The organism is Pseudomonas sp. S06B 330 (assembly GCF_002845275.2).
Classification (GTDB): Bacteria; Pseudomonadota; Gammaproteobacteria; order Pseudomonadales; family Pseudomonadaceae; genus Aquipseudomonas.
This window is the reverse complement of record NZ_CP088149.1, coordinates 4,280,735-4,295,723: the sequence shown is the minus strand read 5'-3', so window position 1 is coordinate 4,295,723 and position 14,989 is coordinate 4,280,735. Positions and strand designations below refer to the sequence as shown.

General features: G+C 59.0%; 12 protein-coding genes, 4 tRNA genes and 1 riboswitch. Of the genes, 14 read left to right on the top strand and 2 right to left on the bottom strand.

Annotated features, from left to right (window positions below; all coding sequences use genetic code 11):
• Nucleotides 1-41: 41 nt before the first annotated feature.
• The 6 genes from aruF to astE all read left to right on the top strand — a co-directional run bounded on the left by aruF (nt 42) and on the right by astE (nt 6,325).
• Nucleotides 42-1,061, top strand: coding sequence for an arginine/ornithine succinyltransferase subunit alpha (aruF, locus tag CX511_RS19120; protein ID WP_045189758.1), 1,020 nt, complete (start codon nt 42-44; stop codon nt 1,059-1,061).
• A gap of 75 nt (nt 1,062-1,136) precedes the next feature.
• Nucleotides 1,137-2,165, top strand: coding sequence for an arginine N-succinyltransferase (gene astA, locus CX511_RS19115; RefSeq protein ID WP_045189759.1), 1,029 nt, complete (start codon nt 1,137-1,139; stop codon nt 2,163-2,165).
• Nucleotides 2,162-3,628 carry a succinylglutamate-semialdehyde dehydrogenase gene (astD, locus tag CX511_RS19110; RefSeq protein ID WP_177327833.1) on the top strand — a complete coding sequence of 489 codons (1,467 nt, stop codon included), beginning with the start codon at nt 2,162-2,164 and terminating at the stop codon, nt 3,626-3,628. The genes astA and astD overlap by 4 nt, the downstream gene beginning before the upstream one ends.
• A gap of 24 nt (nt 3,629-3,652) precedes the next feature.
• A complete protein-coding gene (gene astB / locus CX511_RS19105; RefSeq protein WP_045189761.1) occupies nt 3,653-5,002 on the top strand; it encodes an N-succinylarginine dihydrolase in 1,350 nt (449 codons plus the stop codon).
• A gap of 14 nt (nt 5,003-5,016) precedes the next feature.
• Nucleotides 5,017-5,307, top strand: coding sequence for a topoisomerase II (locus tag CX511_RS19100; RefSeq protein WP_028944689.1), 291 nt, complete (start codon nt 5,017-5,019; stop codon nt 5,305-5,307).
• Between the two features lie 10 nt (nt 5,308-5,317).
• Nucleotides 5,318-6,325: a succinylglutamate desuccinylase gene (gene astE, locus CX511_RS19095; RefSeq protein ID WP_101291990.1), complete on the top strand. Its 1,008-nt coding sequence runs from the start codon at nt 5,318-5,320 to the stop codon at nt 6,323-6,325.
• Nucleotides 6,326-6,451: 126 nt separating this feature from the next.
• On the opposite strand, the gene CX511_RS19090 is transcribed toward astE, so the two are convergent.
• Entirely contained in the window at nt 6,452-6,958 is a 507-nt protein-coding gene (locus CX511_RS19090) for a 6,7-dimethyl-8-ribityllumazine synthase (RefSeq protein ID WP_045189764.1), read from the bottom strand.
• Nucleotides 6,959-7,051: 93 nt separating this feature from the next.
• Nucleotides 7,052-7,203, bottom strand: a riboswitch (FMN riboswitch).
• 361 nt (nt 7,204-7,564) lie between these two features.
• Between CX511_RS19090 and alaS the strand changes: the two genes are divergently transcribed.
• From alaS to mgtE, 8 genes are all read left to right on the top strand, one after another.
• A complete protein-coding gene (alaS, locus tag CX511_RS19085) occupies nt 7,565-10,183 on the top strand; it encodes an alanine--tRNA ligase (RefSeq protein WP_045189766.1) in 2,619 nt (872 codons plus the stop codon).
• A gap of 88 nt (nt 10,184-10,271) precedes the next feature.
• On the top strand, nt 10,272-11,507 hold the full coding sequence (locus CX511_RS19080) for an aspartate kinase (RefSeq protein ID WP_045189768.1): 1,236 nt from the start codon (nt 10,272-10,274) through the stop codon (nt 11,505-11,507).
• Nucleotides 11,508-11,690: 183 nt separating this feature from the next.
• Nucleotides 11,691-11,879 (top strand): carbon storage regulator CsrA, encoded by a 189-nt coding sequence (gene csrA / locus CX511_RS19075; protein WP_002554426.1) that lies wholly within the window; start codon nt 11,691-11,693, stop codon nt 11,877-11,879.
• A 72-nt stretch (nt 11,880-11,951) separates the two neighbouring features.
• Nucleotides 11,952-12,042 (top strand) — tRNA-Ser (locus CX511_RS19070).
• Nucleotides 12,043-12,150: 108 nt separating this feature from the next.
• A tRNA-Arg gene (locus CX511_RS19065) sits at nt 12,151-12,227 on the top strand.
• Between the two features lie 77 nt (nt 12,228-12,304).
• Nucleotides 12,305-12,381, top strand: a tRNA-Arg gene (locus tag CX511_RS19060).
• A 77-nt stretch (nt 12,382-12,458) separates the two neighbouring features.
• Nucleotides 12,459-12,535 (top strand) — tRNA-Arg (locus CX511_RS19055).
• A gap of 332 nt (nt 12,536-12,867) precedes the next feature.
• On the top strand, nt 12,868-14,310 hold the full coding sequence (mgtE, locus tag CX511_RS19050) for a magnesium transporter (protein ID WP_045189183.1): 1,443 nt from the start codon (nt 12,868-12,870) through the stop codon (nt 14,308-14,310).
• 62 nt (nt 14,311-14,372) lie between these two features.
• Here the strand turns inward: mgtE and CX511_RS19045 are convergent, their stop codons facing one another.
• Complete coding sequence (locus tag CX511_RS19045) at nt 14,373-14,699, bottom strand: Arc family DNA-binding protein (RefSeq protein WP_038616878.1); 327 nt, start codon at nt 14,697-14,699, stop codon at nt 14,373-14,375.
• Between the last annotated feature and the right edge of the window lie 290 nt (nt 14,700-14,989).

Sequence of the window (14,989 nt, the reverse complement as noted above, 5' to 3'; positions counted from 1 at the left end):
GCCGGCAGTGGCTGGCCTGTTTTCCCGAAAGGAGTGACACCATGCTGGTGATGCGCCCCGCGCAAATGGCTGATCTGGGCGAAGTACAGCGTCTGGCAGCGGACAGCCCCATTGGTGTCACGTCCTTGCCGGACGATGCCGGTCGCCTGAGCGACAAGATTACCGCCTCGGAAACCTCCTTTGCTGCCGAAGTCAGTTTTAACGGCGAGGAGAGCTATTTCTTTGTGCTTGAGGACAGCGACACCGGCAAGCTGGTCGGCTGCTCGGCCATCGTTGCCTCAGCCGGTTACTCCGAGCCGTTCTACAGCTTCCGTAACGAGACCTTTGTACATGCCTCGCGCGAGCTGAAGATTCACAACAAGATCCATGTCCTCTCGCAGTGCCATGACTTGACCGGCAACAGCTTGCTGACCAGCTTCTACGTCCTGCCGGAGTTGGTTGGCACCGGCTGGTCGGAGCTCAACTCCCGTGGCCGCCTACTGTTCATGGCTGCTCACCCTGAGCGGTTCGCCGATTCGGTAGTGACCGAAATCGTCGGTTACAGCGATGAGAAGGGTGATTCGCCATTCTGGGACGCCATTGGGCGTAACTTTTTTGATCTCAATTATGCGGAAGCCGAGCGCCTGTGCGGCCTCAAAAGCCGGACCTTTCTGGCCGAGTTGATGCCGCACTACCCAATCTACGTGCCATTGCTGCCAGATGCTGCGCAAGAGGCCATGGGCCAGGTTCATCCGCGGGCGCAGATCACCTTCGACATCCTGATGCGCGAAGGCTTCGAGACCGATCATTACATCGATATCTTCGACGGTGGTCCGACCCTGCATGCACGGGTGTCGAGCATCCGTTCGATTGCCCAGAGCCGCGTGGTGCCGGTCAAGCTCGACAGTAGCGTGGTCAAGGGCGGGCGTCTGTACCTGGTCTGCAATGGCCAACTCCAAGATTACCGCGCGGTGCTGCTGGAGCTCGATTGGGTACCAGGCAAGCCGGTTACCCTGAGTCTTGAAGCTGCCGAGGCCCTGGGCGTCGGTGAAGGCGCCAGCGTGCGCCTGGTCGCGGTTTGATCCCTGCGGTTCGATAACCGCGCACCCCAGGTCGAGTTTTGCGGCAGGCCAAAGGCCGCCGCCCGAGGAGATAGCATGATCGTTCGTCCCGTACGCAGCAGCGATTTACCGGCGCTGATCGAGTTGGCCCGCAGCACTGGCACCACCGGCTTGACCACCTTGCCGGCCAACGAGGAGCGCCTGGCGCACCGGGTTGGCTGGGCCGAGAAGACGTTCCGTGGCGAAGCTGAGCGCGGCGATGCCGATTACCTGTTCGTGCTGGAAAACGACGACGGCGTGGTCGTGGGTATTTCCGCCATTGCCGGAGCCGTCGGCTTGCGTGAGCCCTGGTACAACTACCGGGTCGGTCTGACGGTCAGTGCCTCTCAAGAGCTGAATATCTACCGTGAGATCCCGACGCTGTTTCTGGCCAACGACCTGACCGGCAACTCCGAGCTGTGCTCATTGTTCCTGCGCAGTGATTATCGCAGCGGCCTCAATGGCCGCCTGCTGGCCAAGGCGCGCCTGCTGTTCATTGCGGAGTTTGCCGAGCTGTTTGGCAACAAGATCATTGCCGAGATGCGCGGCATGTCTGATGAGGCAGGCCGTTCGCCGTTCTGGGAAAGCCTGGGCCGGCACTTCTTCAAAATGGAGTTCAGCCAGGCTGACTACCTCACCGGTGTCGGCAATAAGGCCTTTATCGCCGAGCTGATGCCCAAGTTTCCGTTGTACACCTGCTTCCTCTCCGAGGCTGCGCGGGGCGTGATTGGCCGCGTACATACCGATACCGAGCCGGCGCTTGCCATGCTCAAGAGCGAAGGTTTCAGTTACCAGGGCTACGTCGATATCTTCGACGCCGGCCCGGCAGTGGAGTGTGAAACCGCCAAGATCCGTGCGGTGCATGACAGTCAGGCCTTGGTGCTCGCCGTCGGTACCCCAGGCGACGACGCCACACCGTTCATCATCCATAACCGTAAGCGCGAAGAGTGCCGAATCACGGCAGCGCCAGCGCGCTTGGCGGCCGGCACCTTGGTGGTTGATCCTTTGACTGCTAAACGCCTGCGCCTGAGCGCCGGTGACCAAGTGCGTGCTGTGCCGCTGTCTGCTGCCCGGGAGGCCAAATAATGACGACTCACTTCATCGCCGGTAGCTGGCAGGTCGGGCAGGGCGAAGCACTGCAGTCACTGGATCCGGTTAGTCAAAAAGTTGTCTGGCAGGGCCAGGGGGCAACCACCGAACAGGTCGACAGCGCGGTCAAGGCTGCGCGTCAGGCCTTTGCTGGCTGGGCATTGCAGTCGCTGGAGGCACGCATCAGTGTGCTCGAGGCTTTTGCCGCCGCGCTCAAGGCCAACGCAGAGGCGCTGGCTCACTGCATCGGTGAAGAGACCGGCAAGCCGCTGTGGGAAGCCGCCACGGAAGTGACCAGTATGGTCAACAAGGTGGCCATCTCCGTACAAAGCTACCGTGAACGTACGGGTGAGAAGAGTGGCCCGCTGGCCGATGCCACCGCCGTGTTGCGGCACAAGCCCCACGGCGTGGTGGCAGTATTCGGGCCCTACAACTTCCCTGGCCACTTGCCTAATGGCCACATCGTTCCGGCGCTGCTGGCCGGTAATACCGTGGTGTTCAAACCTAGCGAACTGACCCCCAAAGTTGCTGAGCTGACGGTCAAGTGCTGGATTGAGGCGGGCCTACCGGCGGGTGTATTGAACCTGGTCCAAGGCGCGCGCGAAACCGGTGTGGCGCTTGCCGCCAATCCGGGTATCGACGGTTTGTTCTTCACCGGTTCGAGCCGTACCGGCAATCTGTTGCACCAGCAATTCGCCGGGCGCCCGGACAAGATTCTGGCGCTGGAAATGGGCGGCAACAACCCGCTGGTCGTTGATGAGGTCAAGGATCTGGAGGCGGCGGTCTACACCATCATCCAGTCGGCGTTTATTTCTGCCGGCCAGCGTTGCACCTGTGCTCGCCGCCTGCTGGTGCCGCAAGGCGCGTGGGGCGACGCGCTGCTCCAGCGTCTGGTCCAAGTGTGCAAAAACATCGCTGTCGGTGCCTTTGATCAGCAGCCGGCCCCGTTCATGGGCTCGGTTATTTCCCTGGCGGCGGCCAAGGCGTTGCTCGATGCTCAGGCGCAGTTGCTAGGTAACGGCGGTGTATCGCTGCTGAGCATGACCCAGCCGCAAGCCACCGCGGCCTTGCTGACCCCGGGGATCATCGACGTGACCGCCGTGGCCAATCGCCCGGATGAAGAATTCTTCGGCCCGCTACTGCAGGTCATTCGCTACAGCGACTTTGATGCAGCGATTGCTGAAGCCAACAACACCCAGTATGGCCTTGCTGCCGGTTTGCTGTCCGACTCCCATGCGCGCTACCAGTACTTCTGGCTGCAAAGCCGTGCCGGCATCGTCAACTGGAACAAGCAACTGACCGGCGCTGCTAGCAGCGCGCCGTTCGGTGGTGTGGGTGCCAGTGGCAACCACCGCGCCAGTGCTTACTATGCGGCCGACTATTGCGCTTACCCGGTAGCCTCGCTGGAGACCGCCAGCCTGACCCTACCTGCCACGCTGACGCCAGGCGTCTCCCTATAACAAAAGGTCCACGGAGCCTTGCCGATGAAATCGTTTGAAGTGAATTTTGATGGTCTGGTGGGACCGACGCATAACTACGGCGGGCTGTCCTACGGCAACGTTGCCTCGCAGAGCAACAGCCAGCAGGGCTCCAACCCGCGTGAAGCGGCGCGTCAGGGTCTGGCGAAGATGAAGGCGCTGATGGAGATGGGTTTCCAGCAGGGCGTGCTGGCGCCGCAAGAGCGTCCGGACGTGGGTGCGTTGCGCCGTCTGGGCTTCTGCGGCAGTGATGCCGAGGTTATCCAACGTGCGGCCAAAGAGGCCATGCCGCTGCTGGTTGCCAGCTGCTCGGCATCGAGCATGTGGGTCGCCAACGCTGCCACGGTCAGCCCGAGTGCTGATACCGCCGATGGCCGCGTGCATTTCACCGCAGCCAACCTCAACTGCAAGTATCACCGCAGCATTGAGCATCCCACCACCAGCCGTGTGCTGGGGGCAATGTTCGCTGACAGTAAGCACTTCGCTCATCACGCGGCGTTGCCGGCGGTGGCGCAATTCGGGGATGAAGGGGCGGCCAACCATACGCGCTTCTGCCGCAGCTATGGCGAGGCTGGTGTGGAGTTCTTTGTCTATGGTCGTAGCGCCTTTGACACCCGCTACCCGGCGCCGCAGAAATACCCGGCGCGCCAGACCCTGGAAGCTTCTCAGGCGGTTGCCCGGCTGCATGGTCTGAGCGAAGAGGGCGTAGTCTTTGCCCAGCAGAACCCTGCGGTAATCGACCAAGGTGTGTTTCACAATGATGTGATTTCGGTCGGTAACGGTGAGGTGCTGTTCTACCACGAAGATGCCTTCCTCGAGACCGAGGCGATGCTTGGCCAACTGCAAGCTAAACTGGCTAAACGGGGTGGCAACTTCAAGGCGATCTGTGTGCCACGCTCAGCTGTGACGGTAGAGGATGCAGTGCGTTCGTACTTGTTCAACAGCCAGCTGCTGTCCCGTGCCGACGGCTCGATGCTGCTGATCGTGCCGGAAGAATGCCGCAACAACGAGCGGGTCTGGGCTTACTTGTCGGCTTTGACCGGTCAAGGTGGTCCGGTTGCCGAGGTCAAGGTCTTCGACCTCAAGCAGAGCATGCAGAACGGCGGAGGCCCAGCATGTCTGCGGTTGCGCGTCGCACTCAACGAAACTGAACTGGCAGCGGTCAATCCAGGGGTTATCATGACGGCGCCGCTGTACGACACCCTGACCCAGTGGGTCGACAAGCACTACCGTGACCGCTTGAGCGAAACGGATCTGGCGGACCCGCAGTTGTTGCTGGAATGTCGTACGGCACTGGATGAACTGACCCAGATCCTCAAACTGGGTTCGGTCTATCCGTTCCAACTCCAACCTTGAAAGAGAATTCGACTATGTCCGACGCCCTGCAGCTGATCCTTGAAGATGACGATGGTACCCAGCTGGAAACTTCCTGCACCCGCTTCGCGGTGGTCTGGCAAGGCAAGGAGGTATGGATTCAGCAAGATGGCCGTGGTCAGCTGCTGATCGGCGTCGATGTTGAAGAAGACGATGCCGAATACGCCAACTTGTTGCTGCGCCCGCTGGCGACCAACCTGGTCAGCCTGCAGCTGGAAATGGAACCGGCCGATGCCGGCGACGATGACGATCACGTTCATGGTCCTGATTGCGGCCACCATCACTAAGGAATAGCCCATGCTCGCCCTCGGCAAACTGCTCGAACTCACCCTGGCCGGTCGTGAACCGGCAGAGAAGACCCAGTTGACTGTCGACGGCGTGCGCATGCGCTGGCTTGGCGAGGGCGCACTTGAAGTGCGCCCTCCAGAGGCGCGTGACAACGGTATGGACCTGCTGCTGTCGGCGGGCATCCATGGCAATGAAACCGCGCCGATCGAGTTGCTCGACGAGCTGCTGCACGGTGTCGCCAGGGGCGAAATCAAGCCGCGGGCGCGGATTCTGTTCCTGTTTGGTAACCCCGAAGCGATTCGCAAGGGCGAGCGTTACCTTGAGCAGGACGTCAATCGGCTGTTCAACGGTCGGCATGAACTGTCCAGTGGTTCGGAAGCCTTGCGCGCTTGCGAGCTGGAGCGTTTGGCCACCACCTTTTTCAGTGTGCCCGGGCGTACCCGGTTGCACTACGATCTGCATACCGCGATTCGCGGTTCGAAGATCGAGCAGTTCGCCTTGTATCCGTTCAAGGAAGGTCGTCAGCATTCGCGTCGTGAACTGGCGCGCCTGCATGCGGCCGGGATGGAGGCTGTGTTGCTGCAAAGCAAGACATCCGTCACGTTCACCGCCTTCACCTATGAGCAGCTTGAGGCTGAGGCCTTTACTCTGGAGCTGGGCAAGGCACGTCCCTTTGGGCAGAACGAGCAGGTCAACCTTGAGCGCCTGGAAACTCGCCTGAAGCAGATCATCGAAGGCAATGAACCTGAGGTGCCCGAAGCGCTGGATGGCCTGCAGCTGTTCAGTGTGGCGCGCGAGATCATCAAGCACAGCGACAGCTTCCATCTGCACCTGCCGGCAGACATCGAGAATTTCTCGGAATTGTCCAAAGGCTATCTGTTGGCTGAAGACCTGAGCAGCACGCGTTGGATTGTCGAGGAGGAGGGGGCTCGCATTATCTTCCCCAACCCTAAGGTCAAGAATGGCTTGCGCGCGGGAATTCTGATCGTGCCGACCACCCCCGACCAGTTGGCCTGATGGCCAGTGCCGGGGGCAATTGATTGATGTTGTGGGAGCCGGCCTTGCCGGCGATGCAGGCACCGTGCAACAGCTGATGTTGTGCCGATGCTATCGCCAGCAAGGCCGGCTCCCACTGAGTTGCTGTCAGCCTACGCGTTTCTGCGGCATTTCATTGCGACGCAGTGCGCGCAGTTTCTGCAGCGTATCAGCACAGGTCTTCGCCGCCTCGGCACCCTTGACCAGGAAATGCTCGAAGTAGAAATTCTGGTGCTCGTCGCCTGCATGGAAGTGATGCGGGGTCAGTACCACCGAGAACACCGGCACTTCGGTTTCCAGCTGAACCTGCATCAGGCCGCTGATCACCGACTGGGCGACGAACTCATGGCGATACAGGCCGCCATCGACCACCAAGCCAGCGGCGACAATGCCGGCATAGCGGCCGCTACGGGCCAGCAACTTGGCGTGCAAGGGAATTTCGAAGGCGCCACCGACTTCAAAAAAATCGATATCGCTTGCCTGATAGCCCAACACCCCCATTTCCTCGACAAAGGCTTTGCGTGCCTGATCGACGATATCCTTGTGCCAGCAGGCCTGGATGAACGCGATGCGCTCGTGGGACGGGTTTTTGCTATCGATTGCGGTAGGTTGCATTGAAACGGACTCCTGTTTGTATGAGAAACAGGGCAGTTGGATCGAAGGGGATTTCGTCACGCAGGCGCGCAACGACAGGCATAGCGGTGCCTATCCCGTTCTCTCTTTATCCGGACTATGACCGTCGGCCCCGGAATCACACCGGGTCTGCTGACCTTGCAAGACATGCCTGCAAGCGCTCGCGGGCTATGCGCATGGGCGCAATTACCGCCGGTGGGGAATTGCACCCCGCCCTGAGAACGTTGCCACCGGTCGCCGGTGGCGGGGAATTATTAGCACACCTGTCAGGCCGACGTATAGGCTGCTAACGATTATTTCCTGGATGAATGACATTTCATCCGGGAAACCTTGCCAATTGCTTTATACGTCCCCAGTAATAACGTATCAGCATGTAAACCAGGTCTAGGCCGCTCAGGCGTGTGTAGCGAAGGAGGTTTTAACCGCTTTTGTCTGCGAATGTCGTTGCAAGCCGTCCAATTGACGGTTTCTATAGCATAAACACACTGCACCCAAGCCTAAGGCCCGATATAATGCGGCCCTTTGCCGTCGTTTCGTCAATTTGACGCAAGCATTTGCCTCAGGGCCGCCGTTTCCGTGGAAGAACCTATGAAAAGCGCAGAAATCCGTGAAGCCTTCCTTCGCTTCTTCGAAGAGCAGGGACATACCCGAGTTGCCTCCAGCTCCTTGATTCCGGGCAATGACCCGACCCTGCTGTTCACCAACGCGGGGATGAACCAGTTCAAAGACTGCTTCCTTGGCCAGGAAAAGCGCGCCTACACCCGCGCCACCAGCAGCCAGAAGTGCGTGCGTGCCGGTGGCAAGAACAGCGACCTGGAAAACGTCGGCTACACCGCGCGTCACCACACCTTCTTCGAGATGCTGGGTAACTTCAGCTTCGGCGATTACTTCAAGAAGGACGCCATCACCTACGCCTGGACCTTCCTGACCAAGGTGCTGGGGCTGCCGGAAGAAAAGCTCTGGGTCACCGTCTACGCCAGTGACGATGAAGCCTACGACATCTGGACCCAGGAAATTGGCGTTCCGGCCGAGCGTATGGTGCGTATTGGCGACAACAAAGGCGCGCCTTACGCTTCCGACAACTTCTGGACCATGGGCGACACGGGCCCGTGCGGCCCTTGCACCGAGATCTTCTACGACCACGGCCCTGACATCTGGGGTGGCCCACCCGGCTCGCCAGAAGAAGACGGCGACCGTTACATCGAGATCTGGAACAACGTTTTCATGCAGTTCAACCGTACGGCCGATGGTGTGCTGCACCCGCTGCCTGCACCGTCGGTGGATACCGGTATGGGCCTTGAACGCATCAGTGCGGTCATGCAGCACGTGCACTCGAACTATGAGATCGACCTGTTCCGCAGCCTGCTCGAGGCCTCTGCCGCCGCTATCGGCTGCAAGAACGAAGAGCAGTCTTCGCTCAAAGTGGTTTCCGACCATATCCGCTCCTGCGGCTTCCTGATTGCCGATGGCGTGCTGCCATCCAATGAAGGTCGTGGTTACGTGCTGCGTCGGATCATTCGTCGCGCCTGCCGTCACGGCAACAAGCTGGGCGCCACGGGCAGCTTCTTCTACAAGATCGTTGCAGCGCTGGTCGCCGAGATGGGCGAAGCCTTCCCGGAACTCAAGCAGCAACAGGCCAACATCGAACGTGTGCTCAAGGCTGAAGAAGAGCAGTTCGCCAAGACCCTGGAGCAGGGCTTGAAGATCCTCGAGCAGGACCTGGCCGAGCTCAAAGGTAGCGTGGTTCCGGGTGACGTGGTGTTCAAACTCTACGACACCTACGGCTTCCCGATGGACCTGACCGCCGACATCGCCCGTGAGCGTGAGCTGACCATCGATGAGGCAGGCTTTGAGCGCGAAATGGAAGCGCAGCGTGAGCGCGCGCGTTCGGCCAGCGCCTTCGGCCTGGATTACAACACCCTGGTCAAAGTCGATGTGGCCACCGAGTTCACCGGTTACACCGCCACCGAAAGCGCTGCCAACATCGTTGCGCTCTATAAAGATGGCAAAGTCGTCGAGCAGTTGGCGGAAGGCGAGCAGGGCGTAGTGATCCTCGATCGCACGCCGTTCTATGCCGAATCCGGTGGCCAGGTCGGTGATACCGGCTACCTGCAGGCCGGCAATGTGCGCTTTGATGTGCGCGACACCACCAAGACCGGCGGTGCCTTCCTGCACCACGGCATCGTTGCCAGCGGTAGCCTGGTGGTCGGTGCTCAGGTTCAAGCCAAGGTCGATGCCGATGTCCAGCACGCCACGTCGCTGAACCACTCCGCCACTCACTTGCTGCACGCAGCCTTGCGTCAAGTGCTGGGCGATCACGTACAACAGAAAGGCTCGCTGGTCGACAGTCAGCGCCTGCGTTTCGACTTCAGTCACTTCGAAGCGGTCAAGCCAGAGCAGCTCAAGGCGCTGGAAGACATCGTCAATCGCGAAGTGCGCAAGAACTCCGAGGTGCAAACCGAAGAGACCGATATCGAAACCGCCAAACAGAAGGGCGCCATGGCGCTGTTCGGTGAGAAGTATGGCGATAACGTACGCGTGCTGAGCATGGGCGGTGACTTCTCCGTCGAGCTGTGCGGCGGTATCCACGCCAAACGTACCGGTGATATCGGCCTGCTCAAGATCATCAGCGAAGGTGGCGTTGCCTCCGGTGTGCGCCGTATTGAAGCGGTCACCGGTGAGGCGGCACTGGCTTACCTCAATGCTGCCGAAGAGCAGCTCAAGGAAGCCGCGCAACTGGTCAAGGGCAGTCGCGACAACCTGATCGACAAGCTCTCGGCAGTCCTGGAGCGCAATCGCCAGCTGGAAAAACAGCTGGAGCAACTGCAGGCCAAGGCCGCTAGCGCTGCGGGCGACGATCTGTCCAACTCGGCCGTTGAGGTCAAGGGTGTCAAGGTCCTGGCTGCACGTCTGGATGGTCAGGACGGCAAGGCGCTCTTGGCGCTGGTCGATCAGTTGAAGAACAAACTCGGCCGCGCAGTGATCCTGCTCGGCAGTGTCCATGAGGAAAAGGTTGTGCTGGTTGCTGGCGTAACCAAAGACCTGACTGGCCAACTCAAAGCCGGTGATTTGATGAAGCAAGCCGCTGCCGCGGTGGGCGGCAAGGGCGGCGGTCGTCCGGACATGGCGCAAGGTGGTGGCGTTGACACTGCAGCGCTGGACAACGCGCTGGCCCTGACCGTGCCATTCGTGGAACAGGGCGTTTAAGACAGCCTTTGGCCCGTCGTCTAGTGGCGGGCCTGGGTGTCGTTTGAATGTTTATTGGGTGCCCTTCATGGGCTGAGGCGGCTTTGAAATGGCGTTGATCGTACAGAAATTTGGCGGCACTTCGGTCGGCACGGTCGAGCGAATCGAGCAGGTTGCCGACAAGGTCAAGAAATTCCGCGAGGCCGGCGATGACCTGGTAGTTGTGCTATCGGCGATGAGTGGCGAAACCAATCGCCTGATCGACCTGGCCAGGCAGATCAGTGATCAGCCAGTTCCGCGTGAGCTGGATGTGATCGTGTCTACCGGTGAGCAAGTGACCATTGCCTTGCTGGCCATGGCGCTGATGAAGCGGGGCGTGCCTGCGGTGTCTTACACCGGCAACCAGGTGCGTATCCTCACCGACAGCGCGCACAACAAAGCACGCATCCTGCAGATCGATGACCAGAAGATCCGTGGCGACCTCAAGGCCGGGCGGGTGGTTGTGGTTGCCGGGTTCCAGGGTGTCGACGAGCACGGCAATATCACCACCCTCGGTCGCGGTGGCTCGGATACCACGGGGGTTGCCCTGGCGGCAGCGCTCAAGGCGGACGAGTGCCAGATCTACACCGACGTCGATGGTGTCTATACCACTGACCCGCGTGTGGTGCCTCAGGCGCAGCGTCTGGACAAGATCACCTTTGAAGAGATGCTGGAAATGGCCAGCCTCGGTTCCAAGGTTCTGCAGATCCGTGCCGTCGAGTTCGCCGGCAAGTACAACGTTCCGCTGCGCGTGCTGCACAGCTTCCAGGAGGGTCCGGGTACCCTCATTACTATTGATGAAGAGGAATCCATGGAACAGCCGATCATTTCCGGCATCGCCTTCAATCGCGATGAAGCCAAGCTGACTATCCGTGGCGTACCGGATACCCCGGGCGTTGCTTTCAAGATCCTCGGCCCGATCAGTGCCGCGAACATCGAAGTCGACATGATCGTGCAGAACGTTTCGCACGATAACACCACCGACTTCACCTTCACCGTGCACCGCAACGACTACGACAAGGCGCACAAGGTCCTGGATACCACCGCGCTGGAGCTCAATGCCCGCGAAGTGGTGGGTGACACCAACATCGCCAAGGTCTCGATTGTTGGCGTCGGCATGCGTTCCCATGCGGGTGTTGCCAGCCGTATGTTCGAAGCCCTGGCCAAGGAGAGCATCAACATCCAGATGATCTCCACGTCCGAGATCAAGGTCTCGGTGGTGATCGAAGAGAAGTACCTGGAGCTGGCGGTACGCGCTCTGCACACCGCCTTCGAGCTGGACGCCCCCGCCCGACAGGGTGAGTAACGCAGTGCCTCAAGGGCGCGGCTTAGCCGCGCCCTTCTTGTTTCTGGCTGGTGTGAGAAATCTGTCGTTTTACTCGCGCTGGTCAATACTTAGGCGTAGGTCGCTAGCCGTCACGGGCTAAAGGCTGAAGCCCTTTTTTTTGCAGACTGTTGTCCCTGAACTGAATTTCGTGAGGAGAAACATATGTTGATTCTGACTCGTCGGTGCGCCGAGAGCTTGATCATTGGCGACGGCGAAATCACCGTGACCGTACTCGGCGTCAAAGGAAACCAGGTGCGAATCGGTGTAAACGCCCCTAAAGAAGTGGCCGTCCACCGCGAGGAAATCTACCTGCGGATCAAGAAAGAGAAGGACGAAGAACCAAGCCATTAATTTTTATCGAGTTTTTTTCAAAAAAGAGTTTGCAAACGGGGAAGGGTCTGGTTATTATACGCCCCGTGTTGCGGAGAGGTGGCCGAGTGGCCGAAGGCGCTCCCCTGCTAAGGGAGTATACCTCACAAGGGTATCGGGGGTTCGAATCCCCCCTTCTCCGCCATTATTCATGTAGGACGCTGTAATCTGCCTGAATCGCCTAAGTCGTTGAAATTAAACGAAAAAGTGGTTGGCAAAAAGATTTAGCGGTCTATAATGCGCGGTAACAAATGCACTCATAGCTCAGCTGGATAGAGTACTCGGCTACGAACCGAGCGGTCGGAGGTTCGAATCCTCCTGAGTGCACCATACGACGAAGCGGTTTTCATCTTGAAAGTTGCTTCAGCTTCAACCAGAGGTGATCTGGTCCATCAAGCGCCAACCCTGCACTCATAGCTCAGCTGGATAGAGTACTCGGCTACGAACCGAGCGGTCGGAGGTTCGAATCCTCCTGAGTGCACCATACGACGAAACAGTGTTCATCTTGAATGTTGTTTCAGCTTCAACCAGAGGTGATCTGGTCTATCAAGCGCCAACCCTGCACTCATAGCTCAGCTGGATAGAGTACTCGGCTACGAACCGAGCGGTCGGAGGTTCGAATCCTCCTGAGTGCACCATACAACAGAAAGCCCGCCTACTCAGGCGGGCTTTTTGCTTTTCTGCGTTCTATCTTTTTCTTGCTGACATGTGTTTTTTTTATTCTGCTCGCCGTCGCACAGAGAGAGGCAGAGGTTGTCCTAACTCTGTCGCGCAAACGATTGTTCTAACCACGATTTTTTCAGCACTCTGACAGCATAAGCGGTGTATGATTGCGCCCGTCAGCCCCGCCGGGGCTTGTGGAATACCACCATGGACTTACCCAGTAGTTACTCAATAGCAAGTTTTGCCAATCAAGATCTGACTGATTGATTCTCCCGGCGTGCTCCGCTGCTGGGAGTGGAGTTCGCCTATGACTGAAATCGAAGCAAAAAAGACGCAAGAGAGCTTGCAGGATCGCCTGGCCCAGGTGGTCGAACTGCTGCAGCGTCAACGCGTGGTCGAAGACCTGACGCACCGTCAGGAGGGTCATCACCATGACCTGGTAGAAAACCTCGTTCACCGCCAGAACCTCGTTGAGCTGCAGCGCAAGCTCGATGATCTGCACTCTGCCGACGTCGCCTACATTCTTGAAGCCTTGCCCCTGGACGATCGTCTGACCGTCTGGCAACTGGTCAAGGCCGAGCGCGACGGCGACATCCTCCTGGAAGTATCCGACTCGGTTCGTGAAACCCTGATCGCCGACATGGACGATCATGAGCTGCTCGCTGCTGCCAAGGAAATGGACGCCGACGAGCTGGCTGACCTGGCGCCTGAGTTGCCGCGTGACGTTGTCCATGAGCTGATGGAAACCCTCGATGCCCAGCAACGTGAGCGTGTTCGCTCCGCGCTGAGCTATGACGAGGAGCAGGTCGGTGCGTTGATGGACTTCGAGATGGTCACCATCCGCGAAGACGTCAGCCTGGAAGTAGTATTGCGTTACCTACGCCGGCTCAAAGAGCTGCCGGGGCATACCGACAAACTGTTCGTTGTCGACTATGACGGCATTCTCAAGGGCGTGCTGCCAATCAAGCGCCTGCTGGTTAACGACCCCGAGAAGAAAGTCGCCGACGTCATGGCGGACGACCCGGTACTGTTCCAGCCGGAAGAGGACGCCTACGACGCTGCCCAGGCGTTCGAACGGTACGACCTGGTATCGGCGCCCGTGGTAGACAAGAACGGTCGCCTGATCGGCCGTCTGACTATCGACGAAATGGTCGACCTGATTCGTGAAGAGAGCGAGACCGAAGTGCTGAACATGGCCGGTCTGCGCGAAGAGGAAGACATCTTTGCCTCGGTCTGGCGTTCGTTGCGCAACCGTTGGGCGTGGCTGGCGATCAACCTGATTACGGCGTTTGTGGCCTCGCGTGTGATCGGCCTGTTTGAGGGCTCAATCGAGAAACTGGTGGCATTGGCGGCGCTGATGCCGATTGTGGCGGGTATCGGCGGCAACTCCGGTAACCAGACGATTACCATGATTGTGCGGGCCATGGCGCTCGATCAGGTCAGCCCTGGCAACACCTCGCGACTGATGCGCAAGGAGCTGGCTGTTGCCTTGATCAACGGCCTGGTGTGGGGCGGTGTGATCGGCGTGGTCGCGTACCTGTTGTACGGCAGTTGGTCACTGGGTGTGGTGATGACTGCGGCGATGACCCTCAACCTGCTGCTGGCGGCGCTGATGGGCGTACTGATTCCGATGACCCTGGCGCGCCTGGGGCGTGATCCGGCCATGGGCGCCAGTGTGATGATCACGGCCGTGACCGATAGCGGCGGGTTCTTTATCTTCCTCGGGTTGGCGACGATCTTCCTGTTGTAAGTGCCATAGCCCAGACACAAAAAAGCCAGCTTACGCTGGCTTTTTCAATTGCGGGTCAGTCTTCAGGAGGCGTCAGCTGCCATCTCGACGTCGTGGGCAATCAAGGCCACCAGAGCGTTCTGCTGGCGGTGGGAAAGTTGACGGAAGCGTTGCAGCAACTCACGTTCGTGCAGCGACAGCTCCGGGCTGTCCAGGCGCATGCTCAGCTCGTCACCCAGGGCTCCTTCCTGGATCAGGCTCTGTTCCAGGCGGGCGATGATTTCCGAGTTCATGCTGCGATGATGGTGGCGCGCTACCTCGGCAATGCGCTCACGCATTCCGTCGGGGAGGCGGACGACGAATTTGTCAGCGGTGCGGCTTGAGTAAACAGCCTGTTTCATTGGGCGCATATAATTGACCGGTTTTAGTTCAGGGGAAGCGGTTCTCGAAATTGGCCGCACGATTTCAGTACGACCATCACGGCGACAAAATGTTCAACCTGAATTGTGAATGAGGTGAGAATCATGCCTCATTGTCGCCGGTTCCTTGGCGTCAATTCTGTGACAAATATTGAGTCGGGTAAAGGCGTTTTGCCAGTACCAATTATCAGAAATGAGCACTGGTTTGAAAAGTTATCATTTTTTCCTTTTGCGGCCCGTCGGGACCTTTTGCTAAGTCCGTAGGCAATAGGCGAAAAAGG

What these genes read in the sequence shown, in the direction of transcription:
- aruF (WP_045189758.1), top strand. Translation starts at nt 42, where the DNA reads ATGCTGGTGATGCGCCCCGCGCAAATGGCTGATCTGGGCGAAGTACAG.
- astA (WP_045189759.1), top strand. Translation starts at nt 1,137, where the DNA reads ATGATCGTTCGTCCCGTACGCAGCAGCGATTTACCGGCGCTGATCGAG.
- astB (WP_045189761.1), top strand. Translation starts at nt 3,653, where the DNA reads ATGAAATCGTTTGAAGTGAATTTTGATGGTCTGGTGGGACCGACGCAT.
- CX511_RS19100 (WP_028944689.1), top strand. Translation starts at nt 5,017, where the DNA reads ATGTCCGACGCCCTGCAGCTGATCCTTGAAGATGACGATGGTACCCAG.
- astE (WP_101291990.1), top strand. Translation starts at nt 5,318, where the DNA reads ATGCTCGCCCTCGGCAAACTGCTCGAACTCACCCTGGCCGGTCGTGAA.
- CX511_RS19090 (WP_045189764.1), bottom strand. Translation starts at nt 6,958, where the DNA reads ATGCAACCTACCGCAATCGATAGCAAAAACCCGTCCCACGAGCGCATC.
- alaS (WP_045189766.1), top strand. Translation starts at nt 7,565, where the DNA reads ATGAAAAGCGCAGAAATCCGTGAAGCCTTCCTTCGCTTCTTCGAAGAG.
- CX511_RS19080 (WP_045189768.1), top strand. Translation starts at nt 10,272, where the DNA reads ATGGCGTTGATCGTACAGAAATTTGGCGGCACTTCGGTCGGCACGGTC.
- csrA (WP_002554426.1), top strand. Translation starts at nt 11,691, where the DNA reads ATGTTGATTCTGACTCGTCGGTGCGCCGAGAGCTTGATCATTGGCGAC.
- mgtE (WP_045189183.1), top strand. Translation starts at nt 12,868, where the DNA reads ATGACTGAAATCGAAGCAAAAAAGACGCAAGAGAGCTTGCAGGATCGC.
- CX511_RS19045 (WP_038616878.1), bottom strand. Translation starts at nt 14,699, where the DNA reads ATGCGCCCAATGAAACAGGCTGTTTACTCAAGCCGCACCGCTGACAAA.